The sequence below is a fragment of the Pseudomonas sp. No.117 genome (assembly GCF_054558395.1).
Genome location: NZ_BAAJNP010000006.1, coordinates 1 through 22,907, shown reverse-complemented (window position 1 = coordinate 22,907; position 22,907 = coordinate 1). Strand labels below are relative to the sequence as shown.

Below are 22,907 nucleotides of genomic sequence, written 5' to 3'. Positions count from 1 at the left end.
ATGCGCGGCCTTCCCAGCCGTTGCGGATTCGCCTCATGTCCATCCTGCTCGCCCTCGACACCGCCACCGAAGCCTGCTCGGTCGCCTTGCACCTGGGCGACGAGATCATCCATCGCTACGAGATCGCCCCGCGCCTGCATGCCCAGCGGGTCCTGCCCATGGTGCAGGAGCTGCTCGCCGAGACCGGCCTGAGCCTGGCTCAGGTGGACGCCATCGCCTTCGGCCGCGGCCCCGGCGCCTTCACCGGGGTACGCATCGCCATCGGCGTGGTCCAGGGCCTGGCCTTCGGGCTGGAGCGACCGGTGCTGCCGGTGTCCAATCTGGCGATCATCGCCCAGCGCGCCTGGCGCGAACGGGGCGTCACCCAGGTGGCGGCGGCCATCGATGCGCGCATGGACGAGGTGTACTGGGGCTGCTATCGCCTGGACGGCGAGGCCATGGTGCTGACGGGCGCGGAAGCCGTGCTGGCGCCCGAAGCCATCGTCCTGCCCGCGACCGCCAGCGGCGACTGGTTCGGCGCCGGAACCGGCTGGGGCTACGTCGGCCGGATGGCCGTGCCTGTGGCGGAGACGGATGCCACCCTGTTGCCCCATGCGCAGGACCTGGCGGTCCTGGCCGCCGTGGCCTGGCAACGAGGCGAGGCCGTGGCGGCGGAGTCCGAAGCGGCGCAACCCGTCTATCTGCGTGACCGGGTCGCCACTCCCAAACAGTCGCGCTGAGGGCGCGGAAACCGAGGGTGCCGGTCGGGCGTCCAATAACTGAACGCCGCTCGTCTGCCTGTCGTGACGGGTGTCCGGCCCTTGATTGCCATCGCCTTCGACCCTACATAGAGTAGCGTCATCCGTTCGGGACCCGCCCATGCGCATCGACAGCGGTTATTCCTCCTCCGCCTATCCCCTGAATCGTTCCTCGCGCGCGGTCACGCCCGTACGCGAGGTGGCGAAGGATGAGGACGCCCGCCAGAACGCCGTCGCCAAGGAGGCGGGTACCACCGCCCAGCCCCCGGTACGCCGTGTCGAAGCGACCACGGCGACCGATACCGGCCACGCGGGCGACAATGGCCTGGTGCTCAGCGAGCGGCAGGGCCGCTTCGCCAGTCAGCTCACCGTCCGTGCCCAGCAGGCCCTGGCCAGCTATGGCAGCACCGCCACCTTCGGCGCCGAGCCCGAAGGCTCCTCCAGCGTCGTGGGTCTCGACCTCTACGCCTGATGCTGCCGTATTTTCTCGGCTGTCCTTCCTGGAACGACAACGCCTGGCGCGAGAGCCTCTACCACGGCCTGCGGCCCACCGACTTCCTGCCGCGCTATGCCCAGGTGTTCAACGCCGTGGAAGGCAATACCACCTTCTATGCCTGGCCGTCAGCCGACACCATCCGCCGCTGGGCCGAGCTGATGCCGGCCGGCTTTCGCTTCTGCGCCAAGTTTCCCCGTGACATCAGCCATGCCGACGACCTACGGGTGCAGCTGGCCAGCGCCCGGACCTTCCTCGAACTGCTAGCGCCCCTGGGCGAGCGCGCCAGTCCGCTATGGCTGCAGCTGCCCGCCGGTTTCGGTCCGGAACGCCTGGATGAATTGCGGGTGTTCCTCACGGCCATGGCGCCCCGTTGCGCCCTGGCGGTGGAGGTTCGCCACCTGGCCTTCTTCGACAAGGGCGAGACCGAGCGGGCGCTGAATCGACTGCTCCTGGAGCTGGGCGTGGAGCGCGTCGGCCTGGATTCAGCGGCCTTGTTCAGCGCCGACCCCAGTGAACCGGAGGTACGCCTGGCGCAGGCCAAGAAGCCACGGGTACCGGCCCGTGCCCTGGCCTTCAGCGCCCATCCCCAGGTGCGCTTCATCGGTCGCCTGGAGCTGGCCGCCAACGACTACTACCTGGCCAAGTGGATCGCCCGGGTGGCCGACTGGATCGAGGCAGGCAAGGTGCCCTATGTCTTCTTGCATACCCCGGACAATCGCCAGGCGCCCGAGCTGGCCCTGAGATTCCACGCCCAGCTGCGCGAGCGACTGACCGGCCTGCCGGCGCTGCCCGAGCTGAGTACCGCCGACACCGAGCAACTCGGCCTGCTCTAGCCAGTACCTGCCGGCGCGATACGTTTGGCGACGTTTTCACCGGCATTCCCGCGGCCCGCTCGGGTCTGATGGAGACTCCGCTTCGCGAATCCCCTCCAGCGCGCCGCATGAAAGCCAGACACCTGCTCGGTCTCGTCATCCTGTTCTACAGTGGTCTGCATACCGCTTTCGACCAGGGCTGGCTGCGCATCCCGCCGGCCTACAATCCCTGGGCGCCCCTGGATATCCAGGCACCCACCAATGCCGTCACCCGCCTCAAGCTCTGGCGCCTGCAGGCGGATGCCGATTATTGCGCGGCCTCGCTGGCCACCTCGGCGCTCAGCTATCGCGAACTCCGGGGTAATCCGGGGTCGGCCGACTGCCCGCTGGAGCGCGCGGTCCGCATCCAGCGCGGTGAAGGCGTACGGCTGAGCGGTAGTTTCATCGCCAGCTGCCCGCTGGCGGTGAGTTTCGCCCTGTTCGAGCGGCAGGCACTGCAACCGGCTGCCGAGGCGGTCTATGGGCAACGGGTGGCCGAGGTGGAGCACTATGGCAGCTTCGCCTGTCGCAATGTCTATGGCCGGGCCACCGGGCGGCGGAGCCAGCACGCCAGCGCCAATGCCCTGGACATCGCCGCCCTGCGCCTGGCCGACGACCGCCGCATCAGCGTGGCCCGGGACTGGAACGGCGATGCCCAGGCGCAGCGCTTCCTGCGGCTGGTACGCGAGGGTGCCTGCCGCGCCTTCAACACCACCCTGGGGCCGGACTACAACGCCGCGCATCGCGATCATTTCCACGTCGACATGGGTGGCTTTCGCGTCTGCCGGTAGAATGACCGGTCTTTCCGCCATCGAGTCGCCCATGTCCACCCTTAGCCCCTCGCTCATCGTCGAAGCCCTGGAACCTGCCTTCAGCGAGGCCGCTGCCGCCTGGGCAACGCGCCTGGGCCTGCCCCTGGGCACGGCCACCGCCGAAGACTTCGCGGTGCAGGTCGGTGCCCAGGGTCTGCAACTGGTCCAGCGCGGTCCGGACGCGCCCGGCCCGGTGCGGGTGGATTTCGTCGAGGGCGCGGCGGCGCATCGGCGCAAATTCGGCGGCGGTGCCGGGCAGATGATCGCCAAGGCGGTGGGTGTGGGTCCGGGCGTCCGGCCGCGGATCCTCGATGCCACCGCCGGCCTGGGGCGCGACGCCTTCGTGCTGGCCACCCTCGGCTGCCAGGTGACCCTGGTGGAGCGCCAGCCCCTGATCGCCGCCCTGCTCGAAGACGGCCTGGCGCGCGCGGCGCGGGACCCCGAGGCCGCTGGCATCGTCGCCCTGATGAGCCTGGTGCAGGCCGATTCCACGGCCTATCTGCAGGGCGGGGAGGGTGAGGCGCCCGAGGTGATCTACCTGGACCCCATGTTCCCCCATCGCGACAAGAGCGCCCTGGTAAAAAAGGAAATGCGCCTGTTCCGGCCGCTGGTGGGCGACGACCTGGACGCCCCGGCGCTGCTCGCCGCGGCCCTGGCCCGCGCTACCCACCGGGTGGTGGTCAAACGCCCGCGCAAGGCACCGGTCATCGAAGGGGTGAAGCCCGGCTATGTGCTGGAGGGCAAATCCAGCCGCTACGACATCTATCCGAAGAAGAGCTTCAAGTCCTCCTAGAGCGGCTAGCAAACCTACTGCGCGTCCGCCAGACGGGCGCGTGCAGTGCTCTCGATGCGGCTTCTGCGCGCCGCGCGTACCCGCCTGCCAGCCGCTCTGAACGAAAAAGCCCGCAGGCGGAAGGACTCCGGCCGCGGGCTTGAGCTGCCGCTAGGTCAGACGGTCGCGGCCTTGGGCGCGCGACGCTTGCGCCAGGAACGGTAGAAGGGCAGGGCCACCATCAGGATGCAGACGATCCAGATGGCCTGGCTGATGCCGCTCTGCCAGAGAATGCCCACCTCGCCGTTGGAGATCGACAGGGCTCGTCTCAGGCTGGTCTCCATCAGCTCACCGAGGATGAAGCCCAGCAGCAGCGGCGACAGCGGGAAGTCCAGCTTGCGCATGATGTAGCCGAAGATACCCACGCAGACCATCAGCACCAGGTCGAAGGTGGTGGCATGCACCGCATAGACGCCGATGCCGGTGATGATGGCGATGGCCGGTGCCAGCGACCAGTTCGGGACATCGAGGATCTTGGTGAACATCTTCACCATGGGCACGTTGAGGATCAGCAGCATCACGTTGGCGATGAACAGCGAGGCGATCAGCCCCCACACCAGGTTCGGCTCGTTCTGGAACAGCAGCGGGCCGGGGGTGATGTTGTAGAGGGTAAGGGCGCCGATCATCACCGCGGTGGTACCCGAGCCGGGGATGCCCAGGGTCAGCATGGGGATCATGTTGCCGCACACCGCCGCGCCGATGGCGGTCTCCGGCGCCGCCAGGCCGCGCAGGTCACCCTTGCCGAACTTGCCATCGGCACCGGCCATGCGCTTCTCGGTGGTGTAGGCCAGGGCACTGGCCAGGGTCGCGCCGGCGCCGGGCAGCACGCCGATGATGAAGCCGCTCACCGAGCTGCGCAGGTTGACCATGAACACGCTGCGCGCTTCCCGCACGTTGAACAGCATGCGTCCGGTGGCCTTGACCGCCACCTGGCCGTGATGGGTCTGCTCCAGCAGCAGGAGCAGCTCGCTCACCGAGAACAGGCCCAGCACCAGGATCACGAAGTCGATGCCATCGGCCAGGTGCACGTTGTCGAAGGTGAAACGGTAGACGCCGCTGTTGGCATCGATGCCCACCGAGGCGATGGCCAGGCCGAAGAGCGCGGCGACCAGGGTCTTGACCGGTTTCTCGGCGGCCATGCCGGAGAGGCTGAGAATGGCCAGGGCCATCAGCGCGAAGTATTCCGCCGGACCGAAGGCGATCGCCCACTTGGCCAGCAGTGGCGAGAACAGCACCATGCCGCAGGTGGCGATGAAGGCGCCGATGAAGGAGCTCCAGGCCGACAGCGACAGGGCCACGCCGGCCAGGCCCTGGCGGGCCAGCGGATAGCCGTCCAGGCAGGTCATCATGGTCGCGGCTTCGCCGGGGATGTTCAGCAGGATCGAGGAAATCCGCCCGCCGTATTCGCAGCCGAGGTAGACGGCGGCGAGCAGGATCAGCGAGGTCTCCGGCGGCAGGCCCAGGGCGAAGGCCACCGGGATCAGCAGGGCGATGCCGTTGATCGGGCCGAGACCCGGCAGCAGGCCCACCACGGTGCCGATCAGGGTGCCGATCAGCGCCACGATCAGGTTGGTCGGCGTCAGGGCGACGCCGAAGCCCTGCATGAGAAAGTTCAGGGTATCCATGTCAGCCCTCCAGGAATTCCAGCACGCCAAGGGGTAGGGGGACTTCCATCACCCGGTCGAACAGCACATAGAGGCCGATGGCGAGCAACAGGCTAACCAGGGCGCAGGGCACCAGGCGGCCGCCGTAGAGCAGGCCGCAGAGGGTGGCGGTGATGAAGGCGCTCAGCGGAAAGCCCAGCGGCTGGAAGGTCAGGGCGTAGCCCAGCAGGATGACGCAGCAGGCCACCACCTTGCGCAGCGACGAGGCGTCCAGCGGCTTCTGGTCTTCGCCGTCGCCGATCGGCGTGGGGCGGATGATCAGGTAGGCCAGGCCCAGGCTCATCAGGCCGAACATCAGCATCGGATAGGCCCGCGGACCGACCGGCTCGTAGGAGAAGGGCGCCTGGTAATCCCGGGCGATGAACAGCATGGCGAGTCCGGCCACCAGCCAGACCGCCATGAAGGCGCGTTGGAAGATCATGTCGACATCCTCGAAGGCGCCCTGAATGGGCGCCGGGGCGGCAGGGCGCGTTACTGGATCAGGCCGAATTCCTTGGCCATGCTGCGGTAGCGCGCGACTTCCTTCTGCACATAGGCGTCCAGTTCGGAGCCGGTCATGGCGAAGGGGAAGAGCTCGCGCTGGTCACGCAACTTGGCGAAGTCGTCGGAGGCCAGCAGCTTGTCGAAGCTGGCTTTCCACCAGTTGTACTGCTCGTCGGTGACCTTCGGGCCGACGTAGAAGCCGCGGACCACCGGCCAGACGATGTCGTAGCCCTGCTCGCGGGCGGTGGGGATGTCCTTCATCGCTGGCTCGTCGAAACGTTGCTCGGCGAACACCGCCAGCAGGCGCATGTTGCCGGCCTCGACATGGGGCATGGAGTCGGAGATGTCGGTGCTGCCGACCTGGATGTGCCCGCCCAGCAGCGCGGTGGCGATCTCGCCGCCGCCTTCCAGTGCCACGTAGCGCAGGTCCTTGGGATTGATCCCGGCGGCCTTGGCGATCAGCGCCGTCTGCATCCAGTCCTGGCTGCCGACGGTACCGCCGGAGCCGATCACCACCTTGCTCGGGTCCTTCTTCAGCGCCTCGACCAGGTCGCCCAGGGTCTTGTAGGGCGAATCGGCCTTGACCGCGATGGCGCCATAGCTGGCACCCACCGCGGCCAGCCAGCGCACCGCCTTCTCGTCGAAGCGACCGAACTTGCCCTGGGCCAGGTTCAGCAGCGAGCCGCTGGAGAAGGCGACGATGGTGTCGCCATCGGCCGGCCGCTGGGCCACCACGGTGTTGTAGGCCACTGCGCCCACGCCACCGGGCATGTAGGTCACCCGCATGGGCTTGTCCAGCAGCTTGGCTTCCACCAGGCCGCTCTGGGCCAGCTTGCAGGTCAGGTCGAAGCCACCACCGGGCGAGGCCGGGGCGATGCACTCGGGACGTTTGGGTTCGGCCATGGCCTGGGCGGACAGCAGCACGGAGGCGGCCAGGGTCAGGGTGAGGGTGCGCAAGGTGGTGCTCATCGACGTCTTCCTTTTGTTGTTATTTCAGAAGCTGACAGGCGGACACGGCTCAGGCTCGCCAGGGCGGCGATCGTTCGGAAACCGGAAGGGGGAGCACGGGAAGCTGCACGAGGGCGAGCATGGATGTCGTTCCGCTTGTTATTGTTGTCGGCCAACCAGGGGTGGCGCTTGGGCAAGCATCATGCGGTTCTGGGACCGCTACCTTTCACTCTAGACCGCCAAGCTTTCAACAGCCTTTCAACGATGAAAGGCGACGAATACGAGCTTCTGGCCTGGGGCCAGCCCGTCCGTATCCCGGTAAACTCCCGATTTTTCCGCGGGAGCAAGCAGCGTGCGCATCCTTTTGGTCGAAGACCATCCGCCCCTGGCCGAAAGCGTTGCCCAGGCACTCAAGAGTGCCGGGCTCAACGTCGACCTGCTCACCGATGGCGTCGCCGCGGACCTGGCGCTGCAGAGCGAAAGCTATGCCCTGGCCATCCTCGATGTCGGCCTGCCGCGCCTGGACGGCTTCGAGGTGCTGGCCCGCTTGCGCGAGCGCGGCGATCGCCTGCCGGTGCTGATGCTCACCGCCCGCGGCGAGGTCAAGGACCGGGTCCAGGGGCTTAACCTGGGAGCCGACGACTACCTGGCCAAGCCCTTCGAGCTCACCGAGCTGGAGGCGCGGGTCAAGGCCCTGCTGCGCCGCAGCGTGCTGGGCGGCGACCGCCAGCAGCGCTGCGGGCCGCTGGTCTACGACCTCAATACCTCCCGCTTTGCCCTGGGCGAGGAGGCGCTGTCGCTGACCTCGCGCGAGCATGCCGTGCTGGCCGCGCTGATCGCCCGGCCCGGGCGGGTCATGAGCAAGGAGCAACTGGCCGCCCAGGTGTTCGGCCTGGACGAGGAGGCCAGTCCCGAAGCCATCGAGATCTACGTCCACCGCCTGCGCAAGAAGCTCGAAGCCGGCGCCGTGCGCATCGTCACCTTCCGCGGCCTGGGTTACCTGCTGGAAGAACAGCATGGTTGAAGCGGTGAGTGCGACCGGCAGCCTGCGCGGCCGCCTGCTGCTGCGCCTGGTCGTGCTGCTCGCCGTGGTCCTGGCGATCAGCAGCCTGGCCGCCTACCTCAATGGCCGCCGCCTGGCCGACGTCGCCTATGACCGGACGTTGCTGGCTTCGGCCCGCACCATCGCCGCGGGTCTCTCGGCCAGCAACGGCACCCTGCGCGCCGATGTCCCTTACATCGCCCTGGACAACTTCGCCTACGACAACGTCGGCCGCATCTTCTACCAGGTGCTGGATACGCGCGGGCGGCTGATCTCCGGCTACGAGGAGTTGCCGCCGCCACCGCCGGATGCCGGCCTGACCCGCGAATACCCCGCCCTGGCGCGTTTCTACAACGGCACCTACCGCGGCAAGGACGTCCGCGTGGTCAGCCTGGCGCAACCCGTCAGCCAGCCGGATCTGACCGGCATGGCGGAAATCCGCGTCGCCGAGACCGCCGAGGCGCGCGAGGACGTGGCCCGCAGCTTGCTCACCGACACCCTGATCCGTCTCGGCCTCATGGGGCTGGGCGCCATCCTGCTGGTCTGGATGGCGGTTGGCGCTGCCTTGCGTCCCTTGGAGCGACTGCGCCAGGCGGTGGAGGAGCGCGGCGTCGACGACCTGCGGCCCCTGCCGGACGTCCGCGCCCCCCAGGAACTGCTGCCGCTGGTGCATGCGCTGGAAGGCTTCACCCTCAGGCTGCGCCGCCTGTTCGAGCGCCAGGCCGACTTCATCGCCAATGCGGCCCACGAGTTACGCACCCCCCTGGCGGCGATCAAGGCCCGGGTCGAACTGGGCTTGCGTGAGAAGGAGCCGCAGGCCTGGCACGCCACCCTGGAAGAGGTGCGCGCCAGCACCGACCGGCTGGCGCGGCTGGCCAATCAGCTGTTGTCCCTGGCGCGGATCGAAAGCGGTGCCCAGGCCATCGCCGAAGGCGGTGCCGAGCGCCTGGAGCTGAGCGAACTGGCACGGGAACTGGCCCTGGCGCTGGCGCCGCTGGCCCATGCCAAAGGCGTCGCCCTGGCCTTCGAACCCTTCGCCAAGGGCACGGTGATCGGCGAACCCACGCTGCTTAACGAACTGCTCTGCAATCTGGTGGAAAATGCCCTGACCCACAGCGCCCCGGGCGGCAACATCGTGGTGCGGGTACTGGCACCCGCGGTACTCGAGGTCGAGGATGACGGCCCCGGGATTCCGGCCAATGCCCGGACCCGGGTGTTCGAACGCTTCCAGCGCCTGGATCCCCAGTCCGGTGGTGCCGGCCTGGGCCTCGCCATCGTCGGCGAGATCTGCGCGGCCCACCGGGCACGCATCCAGTTGCTGGATGGCGCCCTGGGAGGCTTGCGCGTGCGGGTCGAATTTCCCGTCGAGGAAGGCTAGAGCGGGTTTAGCCGAGCAGGCTGCGAGACTGGTCCACGGCGTCCCAGAAGGCGGGATCCTTGGCCGGGTCCGGCTGCTGGTCCAGGCCCAGGCGAAGAGCGGCCGGCAGCGTCTGGACCGATGTCTCCGACTGGCCCTGACGCTGCGCCTGCAGCAGGGTGGCCACCTGGACGATGTCGGCATAATCGGCGGTCGCCGGTTGGCGATCCAGCGTCAGGTACTCCCGCGGCACACAGGCGATGTCGGCGGGGAAATCCCAGACCTTGAGAATGCGTTCGCCGATCTGCGGATGGATCCGCGCCGTCACCTGGTCGAGGGTGATGGCATTGGCCAGCAGGTCTTCCTGTTCCTCGGCGTAGGTCAGGATCGGCAGCACGCCGATCTGGTGCACCAGTCCGGCGAGCAGGGCGCGGTCGGCCATCAGGCGCGTGTACTTCTTGCACAGCGCATGGCTGATGGCGGCGATCTCGGTGCCCTGGCTCCAGACCTCGCGCATCTTGCGGTCCACCGCATCGCTGGTGGCCTGGAACATCTGCTGCATGGCCAGGCCCGTGGCGAGGTTCGCCGTGTAGTTGATGCCCAGCCGGCCGACGGCCATCTGCAGGTCGGTGATCTCCTTGCTGGTCCGCAGCAGCGGGCTGTTGACCACCTTGATCAGCCTCGCCGTCAGGGCCGCGTCCAGGGCGATCACCCGGCTCAGCTCGGCGACGCCCACGTTGGGGTCTTCCGCCGCTTCTCTGACCTTCAGTGCCACCTCCGGCAGGGTGGGCAGCACCACGCGATCGGTGTCTATCGCGTGCAGAAGATCCTGGACAACTTTTTCGGCAAGAGGAGTCATGACATACCTGTGTGGAGAACGGGAAGGCGATCCCAACCTTCAGCGCTTTATTTCACGATCGCTATCGAGTGAGTAGGGCAAATCGAGTAAACGGCAGTTTGGCCCGTCCGAGCTGCCGAGGCTGAGGCGCCCGTCCTCCACGGCATCGGCCTGCAGCACGGCCAGGAATTCGCAGCCGTCGGCGGCCGGGGCGGCGAGCACCACCTCGCCGACACTGCTGCCGTGCACCGGCGAGAACAGCTCCGTGCCTACGGCAGGAGCCGTGCCGCTTCCGGCCAGGCGATAGAGGCGCCGCTTGAGCTTGCCGAGATACTGCATGCGGGCGACGATTTCCTGGCCGGTGTAGCAGCCCTTCCTGAAGCTCACGCCGTCCAGCGCCTGCAGATTGATCATCTGCGGGACGAACGACTCGCGGGTCGCACCGAACACCTGGCCGACGCCGGCCCGTACCTGGGCCAGCAACCAGGTGTTGAGCCCCGCCTCCGGCAACGCGGGGGCGATCGCCTCCGCGGCGCGCCAGACTTCCACGCGGCCATCTTCCAGGCGCAGGGCGAGGCCGTCGTCGAGGGGCGCTACCCCATTGGCCTGTTCGCCGAGGACGATGGCGGGGTAGGCGCTGGCGAAGCCGGCGGCGCTCAGGCCCAGGCGTTGCCATTGGGAGCTTTCATCGGTCAGTGCCGACTTGGAGAAGACCGCATATTTCTTCAGGTCGGTCAGCAGCGGTTCGACCAGTTCCCGGGCCATCGCCAGCAGATAGCCGTCGGCCGACTTGACGATGCGGAAACTGGACACCAGGCGCCCCTTGGGCGTGCAGCGGCCGCCCAGGCCAGCCTGGTCGTCGGCGAGATAATTGAGGTTGCAGGTCACCTGCCCCTGGAGGAACTTGGTCGCGTCGACGCCCCGGATGGCCAGGACGCCCTCGTGGGTCAAGCGGCAGAAATACGGCGAGTCGGCCATCGCGGCTGCAGCTCCGTGTCGTGTGAAGCCGCCCATCATAGGCCCGCCCGGGGGGAATGTCAGGCGCACTGCGCGGCGGGGCGCTTCGGGCTTATACTGCGTCGATCGTCGCAGGAGTCCCCATGAGTACCGAAACTACCGAACTCAAGAGATTGTACTGGCACAGCCGTCGCGGCATGCTGGAGCTGGATGTGTTGCTGGTGCCCTTCGTCCAGGAGGTCTATGCCACCCTCGGTGCCGAAGACCAGGCGCGCTATCGCAAGCTGCTCGAGTGCGAGGATCAGGACATGTTCCACTGGTTCATGCAGCGTGGCGAACCCGAAGACGCCGACCTGCGCCTCATCGTGCGCATGATCCTGGACCGTGTCCAGCCGGCTTGAGCCGTTCGAGTGCCGCTGGAGCGCCTCGCCGACGCTCCTGCGGCTGCATGCCCTGGCGGCCTTCGCCGCCGGGACCTGTCTCTGGCTCGCCGCCATCCCCTGGTCGCTGAAAGCGCTGTTGACCCTGCTGCTGCTCTGGTCCTGGCAGCGCGTCCGCCAGCGACAGCTCCGCCAGCACTATCCGGCGGTACCCCGCCGCCTCCGCCATGGTGCCGAGGGCTGGCAGCTCTGGTCGCCAGCCGCGGGCTGGCAGGCTATCCAGTTGCGCCCGGACAGCCTGGCGCTACCGCTGCTGGTGGTGCTGCGCTATCGCCTGCCTGGTGAGAGACGCAGCCGTGGTCTCTGCATCGCGCGGGACAGCCTGTCCCCGGATGCCCATCGCCGCCTGCGCGTCAGGCTTCGCTTCGCGCCACGCCGTTTCGCGGCGCCAGAATAGTGTCCCGGGCGTCGCTGTCGGTCTGCGGATAGTCGAGGGTGAAATGCAGGCCGCGGCTTTCCTGGCGGGCGAGGGCGCTCTCGATGATCAACTCCGCCACCTGCGCCAGATTGCGCAATTCGATCAGATCGCGGCTGACTTTGTAGTTGCTGTAGAACTCGTCGATCTCGTCCATCAGCAGGCGGATGCGATGGCTGGCGCGGACCAGACGCTTGGTGGTGCGCACGATGCCGACGTAATCCCACATGAAGCGTCGCAGCTCGTCCCAGTTGTGGGCGATCACCACGTCCTCGTCGGAATCGGTCACCTGGCTGGCATCCCAGTCGGGCAGGTCGCGCGGCATGGCGACCTGCGCCTGCTGTGCCTGGATGTCCAGCGCCGCCGAGCGCGCGTAGACGAAGCATTCCAGCAGCGAGTTGCTGGCCATGCGATTGGCGCCGTGCAGGCCGGTGCAGCTGGTCTCGCCGATGGCATAGAGGCCGGCCAGGTCCGAGCGTCCATGTCGATCCACGCGCACACCGCCGCAGGTGTAGTGCGCCGCCGGCACCACCGGGATCGGATCGCGGGTGATGTCGATGCCCAGTTCCAGGCAGCGGCCATGGACCGTGGGGAAGTGTTCCTGGATGAAGTCCGCCGGCTTGTGGCTGATGTCGAGGAATACGCAGTCGATCCCAAGGCGCTTCATCTCGTGGTCGATGGCGCGCGCCACCACGTCTCGCGGGGCCAGGTCGGCGCGCTCGTCGAAGCGTGGCATGAACCGCTCGCCATCCGGCAGGCGCAGCACGGCGCCCTCGCCACGCAGGGCCTCGGTGATGAGGAAGCTGCGTGCATGGGGATGGTAGAGGCAGGTGGGATGGAACTGGTTGAATTCCAGATTGGCCACCGAGCAGCCGGCGCGCCAGGCCATGGCGATGCCGTCGCCGCTGGCGCTGTCCTGGTTAGTGCTATAGAGGTAGGCCTTGCTGGCGCCGCCGGTGGCCAGCACGGTGAAGCGCGCGTGCAGGGTGTCCACCTGGCCACTGGTGCGGTCGAGTACATAGGCGCCCAGGCAGCGAGCCCCCGGTCGACCGAGCTTTTCCGTGGTGATCAGGTCCACCGCCACCCGCTGGCTCAGCAGCTGGATGTTGGGGCGACCTTCGGCGGTCCGCAGCAGAGTGTCGAAGATGGCCATGCCGGTGGCGTCCGCGGCATGGATGATGCGGCGATGGCTGTGCCCGCCCTCGCGGGTCAGGTGGAAGCCCAGGCCACCGGTGCCGGCACCCTGTTCGCGGGTGAAGGGCACGCCCTGGTCGATCAGCCATTGCATGGCTTCGCGGCTATGTTCCACGGTGAAGCGTACGGCCTCCTCGTCACAGAGCCCGGCGCCGGCAACTAGGGTATCCTGCACGTGCGCCTCGACGGTATCGCCCTCGTCCAGGACGGCGGCGACGCCACCCTGCGCCCAGTAGGTCGAGCCGTGGGCCAGCTCGCCCTTGCTCAGCACCGCGATGGACAGCGTCGCGGGAAGGTTGAGGGCGAGGGTCAGGCCCGCTGCGCCGCTGCCGATTACCAGAACATCGAATTCCAGATGACGCGCCATGTCGTTTCCTTCTCACCGGAGCGGCGAGTATAGGAACAAGGGGGACGACGGCATAGCCATCGATGGTAGTGGCCAGGGAACTCGCAGGCTGCCAGCAGGGTCTATGTACAGATAATTGCCCATCCGTGCGGCCGGAGTGCCTAGCCGAGAGTGGGACGTCTGCCAAAGCCAATCAGTGATACCCAGGAGCGATCAGCAGCCACCCAGTGCTCGCTCATCAACTGCTGTGGAGGGGAGAACTTTCGTGCAACAGCCCAGTCTAGCAGCGCGCGTCGACAGTGAAAGCAAGGACGATAACGAGCTGCAAGCAAAGGACGGCAAGCAGGCCCTGCCCACGCAGGAGCAGGATCAACAACTGGTCGAGCGCGTGCAACGTGGTGACAAGCGTGCCTTCGACCTGCTGGTGCTCAAGTACCAGCACAAGATTCTCGGTCTGATCGTAAGGTTCGTACACGATACCCAGGAAGCCCAGGACGTCGCCCAGGAGGCTTTTATCAAAGCCTATCGCGCGCTCGGGAACTTCCGCGGTGATAGCGCTTTCTACACCTGGCTCTATCGCATCGCCATCAACACGGCGAAGAACCATCTGGTTGCCCGGGGTCGTCGTCCACCGGACAGCGACGTCAGCGCCGAAGATGCGGAATTTTATGAAGGTGACCATGCTCTAAAGGATATCGAGTCCCCAGAGCGGTCCCTTTTGCGGGATGAGATCGAGGCCACCGTGCATCGGACCATCCAGCAGCTCCCGGAAGATCTGCGCACCGCGCTGACCCTTCGCGAGTTCGAAGGTCTCAGCTACGAAGACATTGCGAACGTCATGCAGTGTCCGGTGGGAACGGTCCGGTCTCGGATTTTCCGAGCTCGGGAAGCGATAGACAAAGCATTGCAGCCCCTGCTGCGTGATGCATAGACAGCGGCGACAGCTTTTAGAGAGGTAATACGTATGAGTCGTGAAGCCCTGCTGGAATCCCTGTCCGCTGTTATGGATAACGAAGCGGACGAATTCGAAACCCGGCGTGTAATCGCCGAGGTCAGCAAGGATCCAGAACTGCGCGCCACTTGGTCGCGTTATGCCATGGTCAGTGCCGTGATCCGCGGCGAACCCATGATGCCCCTCCTGGATATCGCCAAGGATGTGACCACCACGCTGGAGCGTGACGACGCGGCCGCTGCCCCGGCAGCCCCGGTCGCCGCTCAGGTCAGCAAGGGTCGCTGGTCGAGCCTGGGTCGCGTCGCGGTAGCGGCATCCGTCACCTTCGCCGTGCTGGCGGGTGTGCGGATGTACAACCAGTCCGACGTGTCCACCCAGGGCCTGGCCCAGCAGGCGCCGAGCCAGCTGACCGTGCCGCAGCCCGCGCGTAGCCCGGCCGTACTGGCCAGCTTCAGCGAGGAGAGCAGCAAGGCCAAGGCCGAGCAACCGGCTGTGGGTGAAAAGCAGGACGCTCCTGCCCAGCGTTGATTCGCTGGCTTCACCTCGAGAGCGGCGTCCGGACTTCCGATCCGGGCGCCGTTTTTTTTCGTCCCGAGGAAGACGGCGGACCAGCAAAATGCTTCGAAAGCTATCGTTCAGCAAGGGCGTGATATTTCTGCTGCCAATCGTCTCTGACTGCACTTCCCCAGGGTAAGAGCCAGTCGCCAACGATGCGTTCTAGTCATTGGATAACGTGGAGCTGCATGCGCATGCGCAATTTCAAGCATTATACGGCTGCCCTGATGGGGCTCTGGCTGATGGGGCTGACGGCCATGGCCCGGGCCGACCTGCCGGATTTCACTGGCCTGGTCGAAGCCGCATCGCCAGCGGTGGTCAACATCAGTACCCGCCAGAAGATCCCGGAAGGGCGCGGTGCGGGCTCCATGGCGATGCCGGACCTGGACGGCCTGCCGCCGGGCATCCGCGAATTCTTCGAGCGCAGCATCCCGCAGATGCCGCGTAGTCCCCGCGGCAAGCAAGAGCAGGCCCAATCGTTGGGTTCCGGCTTCATCATCTCGCCCGACGGCTACATCCTGACCAACAACCATGTGGTCGCCGATGCCGACGAGATCCTGGTGCGCCTGTCCGACCGCAGCGACCACACCGCCAAGCTGATCGGCGCGGACGCCCGTACCGACGTGGCGCTGCTGAAGATCGATGCCAAGGACCTGCCGACCCTCAAGCTGGGCAATTCCGATCAGCTCAAGGTCGGCGAATGGGTCCTGGCCATCGGTTCGCCCTTCGGCTTCGATCACTCGGTCACCGCCGGTATCGTCAGCGCCAAGGGTCGCAGCCTGCCCAACGAAAGCTATGTGCCCTTCATCCAGACCGACGTGGCCATCAATCCGGGCAACTCCGGCGGTCCGCTGTTCAACCTCAAGGGTGAGGTGGTCGGGATCAACTCGCAGATCTTCACCCGCTCCGGTGGCTTCATGGGGCTGTCCTTCGCCATTCCCATCGACGTCGCCATGAACGTGGCCAATCAGTTGAAGACCGAAGGCAAGGTCAGCCGCGGCTGGTTGGGCGTGGTCATCCAGGAAGTGGACAAGGATCTCGCCGAATCCTTCGGCCTGGATCGTCCGGCTGGTGCCCTGGTGGCTCAGACCCTGGACGACGGTCCTGCCGCCAAGAGTGGCATTAAGGTGGGTGACGTCATCCTCTCGGTCAACGGCCAGAAGATCGAGGAATCCGCCGATCTGCCGCACCTGATCGGCAACCTCAAGCCGGGTGCCAAGGCCGACATGGAGATCATCCGTGATGGCAAGCGCCAGAACCTCAGTGTCACCGTGGGCGATATGCCCAAGGACGACCAGGCTGCGTCCGGTGGCGAGCGCGGCTCCGACCGTGCCAGCAATCGCCTTGGCATCTCCGTGGCGGACCTGACGGCCGAGCAGAAGAAGACTATGGATCTGCAGGGTGGCGTGGTCATCAACAAGCTCAGCGGCGACGGTCCGGCGGCGGCCATCGGTCTGCGTCCCGGCGACGTCATCACCCACCTGAACAACCAGCCGATCGAATCGGCTACCGCCTTCGAGAAGATCACCTCCGCCCTGCCGGCGGGGCGCTCTATCTCGATGCGCGTGGTGCGCGACGGCCGCGCCAGCTTCATCACCTTTAAGCTACCGGGCAAATAAGGGTTGGGTGGCTTAGCGAAGGGGCGGGCGACCGCCCCTTCTTTTTGTCCGCTCGAACGGCGCGAGTCCCCTTGTTTGCCGCATTCAGGTAAACTCCCCCGCTATTTTCCCGGCGGATGTTCCGCCGCTGGCTATTCGAGTGCTGATTCGTGAGTGATCTGAGCCATATCCGCAATTTCTCCATCATCGCCCACATCGATCACGGCAAGTCGACGCTTGCGGATCGTTTCATCCAGATCTGTGGTGGTTTGAGCGACCGAGAAATGGAGGCTCAGGTCCTGGATTCCATGGATCTCGAGCGCGAGCGCGGCATCACCATCAAGGCCCACAGCGTCACGCTGTACTACAAGGCCGAGGATGGTAAGACCTACCAGCTCAACTTCATCGATACCCCCGGCCATGTCGACTTCACCTACGAAGTCAGCCGTTCGCTGGCCGCCTGCGAAGGCGCGCTGCTGGTGGTGGACGCCGGACAGGGCGTGGAAGCCCAGTCGGTGGCCAACTGCTACACCGCCATCGAGCAGGGCCTCGAGGTCATGCCGGTGCTGAACAAGATGGACCTGCCCCAGGCCGAGCCGGACAAGGTCAAGGCCGAGATCGAGCACATCATCGGCATCGATGCCACCGACGCCGTCCCCTGCAGCGCCAAGAGCGGCATGGGCGTGCCCGAGGTGCTCGAGCGACTGGTCAAGGTCATCCCGCCGCCGGAAGGCGAGATCGACGCACCGCTGCAGGCGCTGATCATCGACTCCTGGTTCGATAACTACCTGGGCGTCGTCTCGCTGGTGCGGGTCAAGCACGGGCGGGTCAAGAAGGGCGACAAGATCCTGGTCAAGTCCACCGGCAAGGTGCACCAGGTCGACAGCGTCGGCGTCTTCTCGCCCAAGCACACTGAAATGCCTGACCTCAAGGCGGGCGAGGTGGGCTTCATCATCGCCGGCATCAAGGAAATCCTCGGCGCCCCGGTCGGTGACACCCTGACCCTCAGCGCCACCCCGGACGTGGCCATGCTGCCGGGCTTCCAGCGGGTCAAGCCGCAGGTCTACGCCGGCCTGTTCCCGGTCAGCTCCGACGACTTCGAGGACTTCCGCGAAGCCCTGCAGAAGCTCACCCTCAACGACGCCGCCCTGCAATACGAGCCGGAAAGCTCCGAGGCCCTCGGCTTCGGCTTCCGCATCGGCTTCCTCGGCATGCTGCACATGGAGATCATCCAGGAGCGCCTGGAGCGCGAATACGATCTCGACCTCATCACCACCGCGCCGACCGTGGTCTTCGAGGTGGTGCTCAAGGATGGCAGCATCATCTACGTCGACAACCCGTCGAAGCTGCCGGACCTGGCCTCCGTCGCCGAGATGCGCGAGCCCATCGTGCGGGCCAACATCCTGGTACCCCAGGAGCACCTGGGCAACGTCATCACCCTGTGCATCGAGAAGCGTGGCGTCCAGCGCGACATGCAGTTCCTCAGCAGCCAGGTGCAGGTCAGCTACGACCTGCCGATGAACGAGGTGGTGCTGGACTTCTTCGACCGCCTGAAGTCGGTGAGCCGCGGTTATGCTTCGCTGGACTACAGCTTCGACCGCTTCGAAGCCGCCAGCCTGGTCAAGCTGGACGTCCTCATCAATGGCGAGAAGGTCGATGCCCTGGCGCTGATCGTGCATCGCGACAAGGCGCACTACAAGGGTCGCGCCCTGACCGAGAAGATGAAGGAGCTGATCCCACGGCAGATGTTCGACGTGGCGATCCAGGCGGCCATCGGCGGCCAGATCGTGGCCCGTACCACCGTCAAGGCGCTGCGCAAGAACGTCCTGGCCAAGTGCTACGGCGGTGACGTCTCCCGTAAGCGCAAGCTGCTGGAAAAGCAGAAGGCGGGCAAGAAGCGCATGAAGCAGGTCGGTAGCGTCGAGATTCCTCAAGAGGCCTTCCTGGCCGTGCTCAAGGTGGATAGCTGAAGCCCATGTCTTGGAACTTCCCTCTGTTGCTGGTTCTCGCGGTCGCCATCTGTGGCGCCCTGGCGCTCATCGATCTGCTGGTCCTCGCCCCGCGGCGGCGCCGGGCGATCCAGACCTACGGTCAGCAGGTCAGCGAGCCGGATCCGGCGGTGCTGGAGCAACTGAACAAGGAGCCGGCACTGGTCGAGTACGGGAAGTCCTTCTTCCCCGTCCTGGCCATCGTGCTGATCCTCAGGTCCTTCCTGGTGGAGCCCTTCCAGATTCCCTCGGGCTCCATGAAGCCGACCCTGGAAGTGGGCGACTTCATCCTGGTGAACAAATTCGCCTATGGCATCCGCCTGCCGGTGATCGATCTCAAGGTCATTCCGGTCGGCGATCCGCAGCGCGGCGACGTCATGGTGTTCCGCTATCCCAGCGATCCCAGCGTCAACTACATCAAGCGCGTCGTGGGGGTGCCAGGTGACACCATCCGCTACACCAGCGACAAGCAGCTGTATATCAATGGCCAGCGCGTCAGCGAGCAATTGGTCGGCGACGAGCCCGGGTCCCTGGGCAGCGTCAAGCTGTTCAAGGAGCAGCTGGGCAAGGCCGAGCACCTGATCCGCGAGGAAATGACCCGCTACCGCATGGAGCCCGACCACGAGTGGAAGGTGCCGGCGGGCCACTACTTCATGATGGGCGACAACCGCGACAACTCCAACGACAGTCGCTACTGGGACGACCCCAACATCCCCCGCGAGCTGCTGGGCATGGTCCCGGACCGCAACATCGTCGGCAAGGCCTTCGCCGTCTGGCTGAGCTGGCCGGAGCCCAAGCTGCAGAGCATGCCCACCCTGTCCCGCGTAGGTATCATTCGATGAGTGAACGCAGAGTGTCTGGTCTTCCGTCGCGTCAGCAGGGGCTGTCGTTCCTGGGCGGACTGCTCGCACTCTGCGTCATCGCCTTCCTGGCCAGCACGGCCATGAAACTCGTTCCCCATTACCTGGACTACAATGCCCTGACCAAGGTCATCGAATCCATCGGCGATAACCCCGATAACCAGATTCGCAGCGTGTCCGACGTCTACAGCTACGTGGGGAAGGGTATGCAGGTGAACGACATCCGTGATCTCGATCTGCAGAAGGCCATGCGCGTCGAAGCCGACGGCAACCGCCTGCAGATCTACCTCGATTATGAAAAACGTGAACACCTGATCCGCAACATCGATCTGGTCGTTCGTTTCAACCGTGATTTCCGTATAAATCTCCCGTGACTTTATCTCTAGATCGCCTCGAGCGTCGGCTGGGTTATACCTTCAAGGACCCGGACATGATGCTGCTCGCCCTCACGCACCGCAGTTTCGCGGGTCGTAACAACGAACGCCTGGAATTCCTCGGCGACGCCATCCTCAACTTCATCATCGGCGAAGCCCTCTACGAACACTTCCCCCAGGCCCGCGAAGGTCAGTTGTCCCGCCTGCGGGCCAAGCTGGTCAAGGGCGAGACCCTGGCCCTGCTCGCACGCAGCTTCGAACTCGGTGATTACTTGCGCCTGGGGTCCGGCGAACTGAAGAGCGGCGGTTTCCGCCGCGAGTCTATTCTCGCCGATGCCATGGAAGCCCTGATCGGCGGCATCTACCTGGATGCCGGCATGGACGCGGCCAAGGACCGGGTGATGGCGTGGCTCGGACCCCAGCTGCGCGAACTGACACCAGTGGATACCAACAAGGATCCCAAGACCCGTTTGCAGGAATTCCTCCAGGCGCGCGCCTGCGAGTTGCCGCGCTACGACGTGGTCGCCATCGAGGGCGAACCCCACTGCCGGGTGTTCTTCGTCGAATGTGAAGTCGCGATGCTCAGTGAAAAGACGACGGGGCAGGGCGCCAGCCGCCGCATCGCCGAACAGATAGCCGCCTCGGCGGCCTTGATCGCCTTGGGCGTGGAGAATGGTCATGAATGATGAGCTCAAGGCATCGCGCTGCGGCTATGTCGCCATCGTCGGCCGGCCCAACGTCGGCAAGTCCACGCTGCTCAACCACATCCTCGGGCAGAAGCTCGCCATCACCTCGCGCAAGCCGCAGACGACCCGACACAACATGCTCGGGATCAAGACCGAGGGCGAGGTGCAGACCATCTACGTCGACACCCCCGGCCTGCACAAGGAAAACCAGAAAGCGCTCAATCGCTTCATGAACAAGACGGCCGTCACCGCGCTGCGCGATGTCGACGTCGTGGTGTTCGTGGTCGACCGTACCCGCTGGACCGACGAAGACCAGATGGTGCTGGAGCGGGTGCGCTTCGTGAAATGCCCGGTTTTGCTGGCCGTTAACAAGCTGGATCGCCTGGAAGACAAGGCCGACATGCTGCCGCACCTGCAGTGGCTGCAGGAGCAATTGCCGGAAGCCACCATCATTCCGGTTTCCGCGCAGCACGGCCACAATCTCGAGGCCCTCGAGGAGCTGGTCGCCGAGCGCCTGCCGGAAGGCGAGCACTTCTTCCCGGAAGACCAGATCACCGACAGATCCAGCCGCTTCCTGGCAGCCGAGCTGATTCGCGAAAAGATCATGCGCCAGCTGGGGGCCGAGCTGCCCTACCAGGTCGCCGTCGAGATCGAGGAATTCAAGTACGAGAACGGCGTGCTGCACATCCATGGCCTGATTCTCGTCGAACGCGACGGCCAGAAGAAGATCCTCATCGGCCAGGCCGGCGAGCGCATCAAGCGAATCGGCCAGGAAGCGCGCCAGGACATGGAAACCCTGTTCGACGCCAAGGTCATGCTCAATCTCTGGGTCAAGGTCAAAGGCGGCTGGTCCGATGACGAGCGCGCCCTGCGTTCCCTGGGTTATTCCGACCTCTGACGATGCAGGCGTCCGAGCCGCTGTTCGTCCTGCACGCGCGCCCCTATCGGGAAAGCAGCGCGCTGGTGGACGTGTTCGGCGCCTTCGGCCGGGTCCGCACCGTATTGCGTGCGGCCCGCTCCCGCTCCGGTAGCCTGGCCAGGCCCTTCGTTCCTCTGGAAGCTCAGCTCAGTGGGCGAGGGGAGTTGAAGAATCTGCAGAAGGTGGCGGCCCTGGCGCCGCCCTACCTGCTCCAGGGCCAGGCACTCTTCAGCGGCTTCTATCTGAATGAGCTGCTGGTCCGGCTACTGCCCGCCGAAGATCCCTATCCTGCGCTCTTCGAACTCTATGGCCTGACCCTGGCGGCCCTGGCCCAGGGGCGGCCGGTCGAGCCGCTGCTGCGCACCTTCGAATGGCGCCTGCTCGATCTGCTGGGCTACGGCTTTTCCTTTTCCCAGGCCCTCGATGGTCAGCCCATCGAGGCGCAGCGCCTGTACCGCTTCCTGCCGGACCAGGGCTTCGAGCCGGTCGACGAAGTCCGGCCCGGTTGCCTGGCCGGTGCAGAAATCCTGGCACTCGAACGCGGTGAGTGGGACGATCCCACCGTGGTACGGGCCGCCAAGCGGTTGATGCGCCAGGCCCTGGCGCCCCACCTGGGCAGCAAACCCCTGATGAGTCGCGAATTGTTCGCCAAGCCAAGTGAATAAGCCATGAAAGAGTTCAGTCGTGTTCTGTTGGGCGTCAACATCGATCATGTCGCCACCCTGCGCCAGGCCCGGGGTACCCGCTATCCCGATCCGGTCAAGGCGGCCCTGGATGCCGAGGAGGCTGGCGCGGACGGCATCACCCTGCACCTGCGCGAAGATCGTCGCCATATCCAGGAGCGGGACGTACGCCTGCTGCGCGAACTCCTGCAGACCCGCATGAACCTCGAAGTCGCCCTGACGCCCGAGATGCTGGCCTTCGCTTGGGAGATCCGTCCGGAGCACGTCTGCCTGGTGCCCGAGCGCCGGGAAGAGCTGACCACCGAAGGTGGACTGGACGTAGTAGGGCAGGTCCAGCGTATTCGTGACGCCATCGCCGCGCTGCCCGCTTCGGAAGTATCCCTCTTTATAGATCCCGATCTGCAGCAGATCCAGGCGGCCAAGGACAGCGGTGCCCCGGTGATTGAGCTACATACCGGTCGCTATGCGGAAGCCGAGACCGAGCAAGAGCAGACCCGTGAGCTGCAACGGCTGGTCAAGGCCGTCGAGTTCGCCACCGGGCTCGGCCTGGTGGTCAATGCCGGCCATGGCCTGCACTACCATAACGTCCAGCCCATCGCGGCGCTGCCGGGTATCAACGAGCTGAACATCGGCCATGCCATCGTGGCCCAGGCGGTCTTCGTCGGCTTCAAGCAGGCGGTCAAGGACATGGCCGAGCTGATCCGCTGTAACGCGGCCGTAAAATAACTGTTGACGCCCTCCAAAACTCCCCTATAATGCGCCCCACTTCCGGCGCAGACGCTGAAGGGCTTGAAAATCAAGCACTTAGGTCTGAGTCGGGCGAGGGGTCCACGGAGTCCTCGCCATTTGGTCTTCACCTTCGGGTGATAACGAAATGAAG

Annotated in this window: 25 protein-coding genes; 19 read left to right on the top strand and 6 right to left on the bottom strand. The window is 65.7% G+C overall.

All coding sequences use genetic code 11. From position 1 onward, the window contains the following. Positions 1–35: 35 nt before the first annotated feature. From tsaB to ACYJP6_RS15185, 5 genes are all read left to right on the top strand, one after another. Positions 36–719, top strand: coding sequence for a tRNA (adenosine(37)-N6)-threonylcarbamoyltransferase complex dimerization subunit type 1 TsaB (gene tsaB, locus ACYJP6_RS15205; RefSeq protein ID WP_459475856.1), 684 nt, complete (start codon positions 36–38; stop codon positions 717–719). Positions 720–858: 139 nt separating this feature from the next. Next, on the top strand, positions 859–1,209 hold the full coding sequence (locus tag ACYJP6_RS15200) for a hypothetical protein (RefSeq protein ID WP_459475855.1): 351 nt from the start codon (positions 859–861) through the stop codon (positions 1,207–1,209). Beyond that, a complete protein-coding gene (locus tag ACYJP6_RS15195) occupies positions 1,209–2,066 on the top strand; it encodes a DUF72 domain-containing protein (protein WP_459475854.1) in 858 nt (285 codons plus the stop codon). Before ACYJP6_RS15200 ends, ACYJP6_RS15195 begins: the two co-directional genes overlap by 1 nt. Before the next feature lie 107 nt (positions 2,067–2,173). After that, a complete protein-coding gene (locus ACYJP6_RS15190) occupies positions 2,174–2,875 on the top strand; it encodes an extensin-like domain-containing protein (RefSeq protein ID WP_459475853.1) in 702 nt (233 codons plus the stop codon). 31 nt (positions 2,876–2,906) lie between these two features. Continuing rightward, positions 2,907–3,689 carry a class I SAM-dependent methyltransferase gene (locus tag ACYJP6_RS15185; RefSeq protein WP_459475852.1) on the top strand — a complete coding sequence of 261 codons (783 nt, stop codon included), beginning with the start codon at positions 2,907–2,909 and terminating at the stop codon, positions 3,687–3,689. Positions 3,690–3,844: 155 nt separating this feature from the next. Here the strand turns inward: ACYJP6_RS15185 and ACYJP6_RS15180 are convergent, their stop codons facing one another. Genes ACYJP6_RS15180 through ACYJP6_RS15170 form a run of 3 tightly spaced genes read right to left on the bottom strand, consistent with a single transcriptional unit; the run spans position 3,845 to position 6,844 of the window. Continuing rightward, positions 3,845–5,353, bottom strand: a complete 1,509-nt coding sequence (locus ACYJP6_RS15180; protein WP_459475851.1) for a tripartite tricarboxylate transporter permease — start codon at positions 5,351–5,353, stop codon at positions 3,845–3,847. 1 nt (position 5,354) lies between these two features. Beyond that, a complete protein-coding gene (locus ACYJP6_RS15175; RefSeq protein ID WP_459475850.1) occupies positions 5,355–5,813 on the bottom strand; it encodes a tripartite tricarboxylate transporter TctB family protein in 459 nt (152 codons plus the stop codon). Positions 5,814–5,863: 50 nt separating this feature from the next. Beyond that, positions 5,864–6,844 (bottom strand): Bug family tripartite tricarboxylate transporter substrate binding protein, encoded by a 981-nt coding sequence (locus tag ACYJP6_RS15170; protein WP_459475849.1) that lies wholly within the window; start codon positions 6,842–6,844, stop codon positions 5,864–5,866. Between the two features lie 331 nt (positions 6,845–7,175). On the opposite strand from ACYJP6_RS15170, the gene ACYJP6_RS15165 reads away from it, so the two are divergent. Next, entirely contained in the window at positions 7,176–7,847 is a 672-nt protein-coding gene (locus ACYJP6_RS15165) for a response regulator (protein ID WP_145008001.1), read from the top strand. A 4-nt stretch (positions 7,848–7,851) separates the two neighbouring features. Beyond that, on the top strand, positions 7,852–9,243 hold the full coding sequence (locus tag ACYJP6_RS15160; protein WP_459476216.1) for a sensor histidine kinase: 1,392 nt from the start codon (positions 7,852–7,854) through the stop codon (positions 9,241–9,243). Positions 9,244–9,250: 7 nt separating this feature from the next. Here ACYJP6_RS15160 and ACYJP6_RS15155 read toward each other — a convergent pair whose 3' ends face one another. Both ACYJP6_RS15155 and ygfZ read right to left on the bottom strand, forming a co-directional pair. Further along, positions 9,251–10,081 carry an HDOD domain-containing protein gene (locus ACYJP6_RS15155; protein WP_459475848.1) on the bottom strand — a complete coding sequence of 277 codons (831 nt, stop codon included), beginning with the start codon at positions 10,079–10,081 and terminating at the stop codon, positions 9,251–9,253. Positions 10,082–10,120: 39 nt separating this feature from the next. Then, positions 10,121–11,038, bottom strand: coding sequence for a CAF17-like 4Fe-4S cluster assembly/insertion protein YgfZ (ygfZ, locus tag ACYJP6_RS15150; RefSeq protein ID WP_459475847.1), 918 nt, complete (start codon positions 11,036–11,038; stop codon positions 10,121–10,123). 122 nt (positions 11,039–11,160) lie between these two features. Between ygfZ and ACYJP6_RS15145 the strand changes: the two genes are divergently transcribed. Both ACYJP6_RS15145 and ACYJP6_RS15140 read left to right on the top strand, forming a co-directional pair. After that, complete coding sequence (locus ACYJP6_RS15145; protein WP_459475845.1) at positions 11,161–11,418, top strand: FAD assembly factor SdhE; 258 nt, start codon at positions 11,161–11,163, stop codon at positions 11,416–11,418. Continuing rightward, positions 11,402–11,854, top strand: a complete 453-nt coding sequence (locus tag ACYJP6_RS15140; RefSeq protein WP_459475844.1) for a protein YgfX — start codon at positions 11,402–11,404, stop codon at positions 11,852–11,854. The genes ACYJP6_RS15145 and ACYJP6_RS15140 overlap by 17 nt, the downstream gene beginning before the upstream one ends. On the opposite strand, the gene nadB is transcribed toward ACYJP6_RS15140, so the two are convergent. Further along, on the bottom strand, positions 11,811–13,433 hold the full coding sequence (gene nadB, locus ACYJP6_RS15135) for an L-aspartate oxidase (RefSeq protein ID WP_459475843.1): 1,623 nt from the start codon (positions 13,431–13,433) through the stop codon (positions 11,811–11,813). The genes ACYJP6_RS15140 and nadB overlap by 44 nt on opposite strands. Positions 13,434–13,761: 328 nt before the next feature. Here nadB and rpoE point away from each other — a divergent pair, with 328 nt between their 5' ends. From rpoE to pdxJ, 10 genes are all read left to right on the top strand, one after another. Next, positions 13,762–14,343: an RNA polymerase sigma factor RpoE gene (gene rpoE / locus ACYJP6_RS15130; protein WP_026083736.1), complete on the top strand. Its 582-nt coding sequence runs from the start codon at positions 13,762–13,764 to the stop codon at positions 14,341–14,343. A gap of 33 nt (positions 14,344–14,376) precedes the next feature. After that, a complete protein-coding gene (locus ACYJP6_RS15125) occupies positions 14,377–14,892 on the top strand; it encodes a sigma-E factor negative regulatory protein (RefSeq protein WP_459475842.1) in 516 nt (171 codons plus the stop codon). Between the two features lie 221 nt (positions 14,893–15,113). Beyond that, the gene (locus tag ACYJP6_RS15120) at positions 15,114–16,538 is read left to right on the top strand and encodes a DegQ family serine endoprotease (protein ID WP_459475841.1); all 1,425 of its coding nucleotides are present in this window, start codon (positions 15,114–15,116) and stop codon (positions 16,536–16,538) included. A 149-nt stretch (positions 16,539–16,687) separates the two neighbouring features. Next, positions 16,688–18,487, top strand: a complete 1,800-nt coding sequence (gene lepA / locus ACYJP6_RS15115) for a translation elongation factor 4 (RefSeq protein ID WP_459475840.1) — start codon at positions 16,688–16,690, stop codon at positions 18,485–18,487. A 5-nt stretch (positions 18,488–18,492) separates the two neighbouring features. Continuing rightward, positions 18,493–19,347, top strand: coding sequence for a signal peptidase I (lepB, locus tag ACYJP6_RS15110; RefSeq protein WP_459475839.1), 855 nt, complete (start codon positions 18,493–18,495; stop codon positions 19,345–19,347). Beyond that, a complete protein-coding gene (locus ACYJP6_RS15105) occupies positions 19,344–19,739 on the top strand; it encodes a DUF4845 domain-containing protein (protein ID WP_459475838.1) in 396 nt (131 codons plus the stop codon). Before lepB ends, ACYJP6_RS15105 begins: the two co-directional genes overlap by 4 nt. Then, positions 19,736–20,425 carry a ribonuclease III gene (gene rnc / locus ACYJP6_RS15100; RefSeq protein ID WP_459475837.1) on the top strand — a complete coding sequence of 230 codons (690 nt, stop codon included), beginning with the start codon at positions 19,736–19,738 and terminating at the stop codon, positions 20,423–20,425. The genes ACYJP6_RS15105 and rnc overlap by 4 nt, the downstream gene beginning before the upstream one ends. Continuing rightward, positions 20,418–21,323, top strand: a complete 906-nt coding sequence (gene era / locus ACYJP6_RS15095) for a GTPase Era (RefSeq protein ID WP_459475836.1) — start codon at positions 20,418–20,420, stop codon at positions 21,321–21,323. The genes rnc and era overlap by 8 nt, the downstream gene beginning before the upstream one ends. Before the next feature lie 2 nt (positions 21,324–21,325). After that, entirely contained in the window at positions 21,326–22,009 is a 684-nt protein-coding gene (gene recO, locus ACYJP6_RS15090; protein WP_459475835.1) for a DNA repair protein RecO, read from the top strand. A gap of 3 nt (positions 22,010–22,012) precedes the next feature. After that, positions 22,013–22,753 (top strand): pyridoxine 5'-phosphate synthase, encoded by a 741-nt coding sequence (gene pdxJ / locus ACYJP6_RS15085; protein ID WP_459475833.1) that lies wholly within the window; start codon positions 22,013–22,015, stop codon positions 22,751–22,753. Positions 22,754–22,907: the final 154 nt, after the last annotated feature.

Excerpts from the sequence above, each read along its gene's own strand:
- tsaB (WP_459475856.1), top strand. The coding sequence starts at position 36 with ATGTCCATCCTGCTCGCCCTCGACACCGCCACCGAAGCCTGCTCGGTC.
- ACYJP6_RS15200 (WP_459475855.1), top strand. The coding sequence starts at position 859 with ATGCGCATCGACAGCGGTTATTCCTCCTCCGCCTATCCCCTGAATCGT.
- ACYJP6_RS15195 (WP_459475854.1), top strand. The coding sequence starts at position 1,209 with ATGCTGCCGTATTTTCTCGGCTGTCCTTCCTGGAACGACAACGCCTGG.
- ACYJP6_RS15190 (WP_459475853.1), top strand. The coding sequence starts at position 2,174 with ATGAAAGCCAGACACCTGCTCGGTCTCGTCATCCTGTTCTACAGTGGT.
- ACYJP6_RS15185 (WP_459475852.1), top strand. The coding sequence starts at position 2,907 with ATGTCCACCCTTAGCCCCTCGCTCATCGTCGAAGCCCTGGAACCTGCC.
- ACYJP6_RS15180 (WP_459475851.1), bottom strand. The coding sequence starts at position 5,353 with ATGGATACCCTGAACTTTCTCATGCAGGGCTTCGGCGTCGCCCTGACG.
- ACYJP6_RS15175 (WP_459475850.1), bottom strand. The coding sequence starts at position 5,813 with ATGATCTTCCAACGCGCCTTCATGGCGGTCTGGCTGGTGGCCGGACTC.
- ACYJP6_RS15170 (WP_459475849.1), bottom strand. The coding sequence starts at position 6,844 with ATGAGCACCACCTTGCGCACCCTCACCCTGACCCTGGCCGCCTCCGTG.
- ACYJP6_RS15155 (WP_459475848.1), bottom strand. The coding sequence starts at position 10,081 with ATGACTCCTCTTGCCGAAAAAGTTGTCCAGGATCTTCTGCACGCGATA.
- ygfZ (WP_459475847.1), bottom strand. The coding sequence starts at position 11,038 with ATGGCCGACTCGCCGTATTTCTGCCGCTTGACCCACGAGGGCGTCCTG.
- ACYJP6_RS15145 (WP_459475845.1), top strand. The coding sequence starts at position 11,161 with ATGAGTACCGAAACTACCGAACTCAAGAGATTGTACTGGCACAGCCGT.
- nadB (WP_459475843.1), bottom strand. The coding sequence starts at position 13,433 with ATGGCGCGTCATCTGGAATTCGATGTTCTGGTAATCGGCAGCGGCGCA.
- ACYJP6_RS15125 (WP_459475842.1), top strand. The coding sequence starts at position 14,377 with ATGAGTCGTGAAGCCCTGCTGGAATCCCTGTCCGCTGTTATGGATAAC.
- ACYJP6_RS15120 (WP_459475841.1), top strand. The coding sequence starts at position 15,114 with ATGCGCAATTTCAAGCATTATACGGCTGCCCTGATGGGGCTCTGGCTG.
- lepB (WP_459475839.1), top strand. The coding sequence starts at position 18,493 with ATGTCTTGGAACTTCCCTCTGTTGCTGGTTCTCGCGGTCGCCATCTGT.
- ACYJP6_RS15105 (WP_459475838.1), top strand. The coding sequence starts at position 19,344 with ATGAGTGAACGCAGAGTGTCTGGTCTTCCGTCGCGTCAGCAGGGGCTG.
- era (WP_459475836.1), top strand. The coding sequence starts at position 20,418 with ATGAATGATGAGCTCAAGGCATCGCGCTGCGGCTATGTCGCCATCGTC.
- recO (WP_459475835.1), top strand. The coding sequence starts at position 21,326 with ATGCAGGCGTCCGAGCCGCTGTTCGTCCTGCACGCGCGCCCCTATCGG.
- pdxJ (WP_459475833.1), top strand. The coding sequence starts at position 22,013 with ATGAAAGAGTTCAGTCGTGTTCTGTTGGGCGTCAACATCGATCATGTC.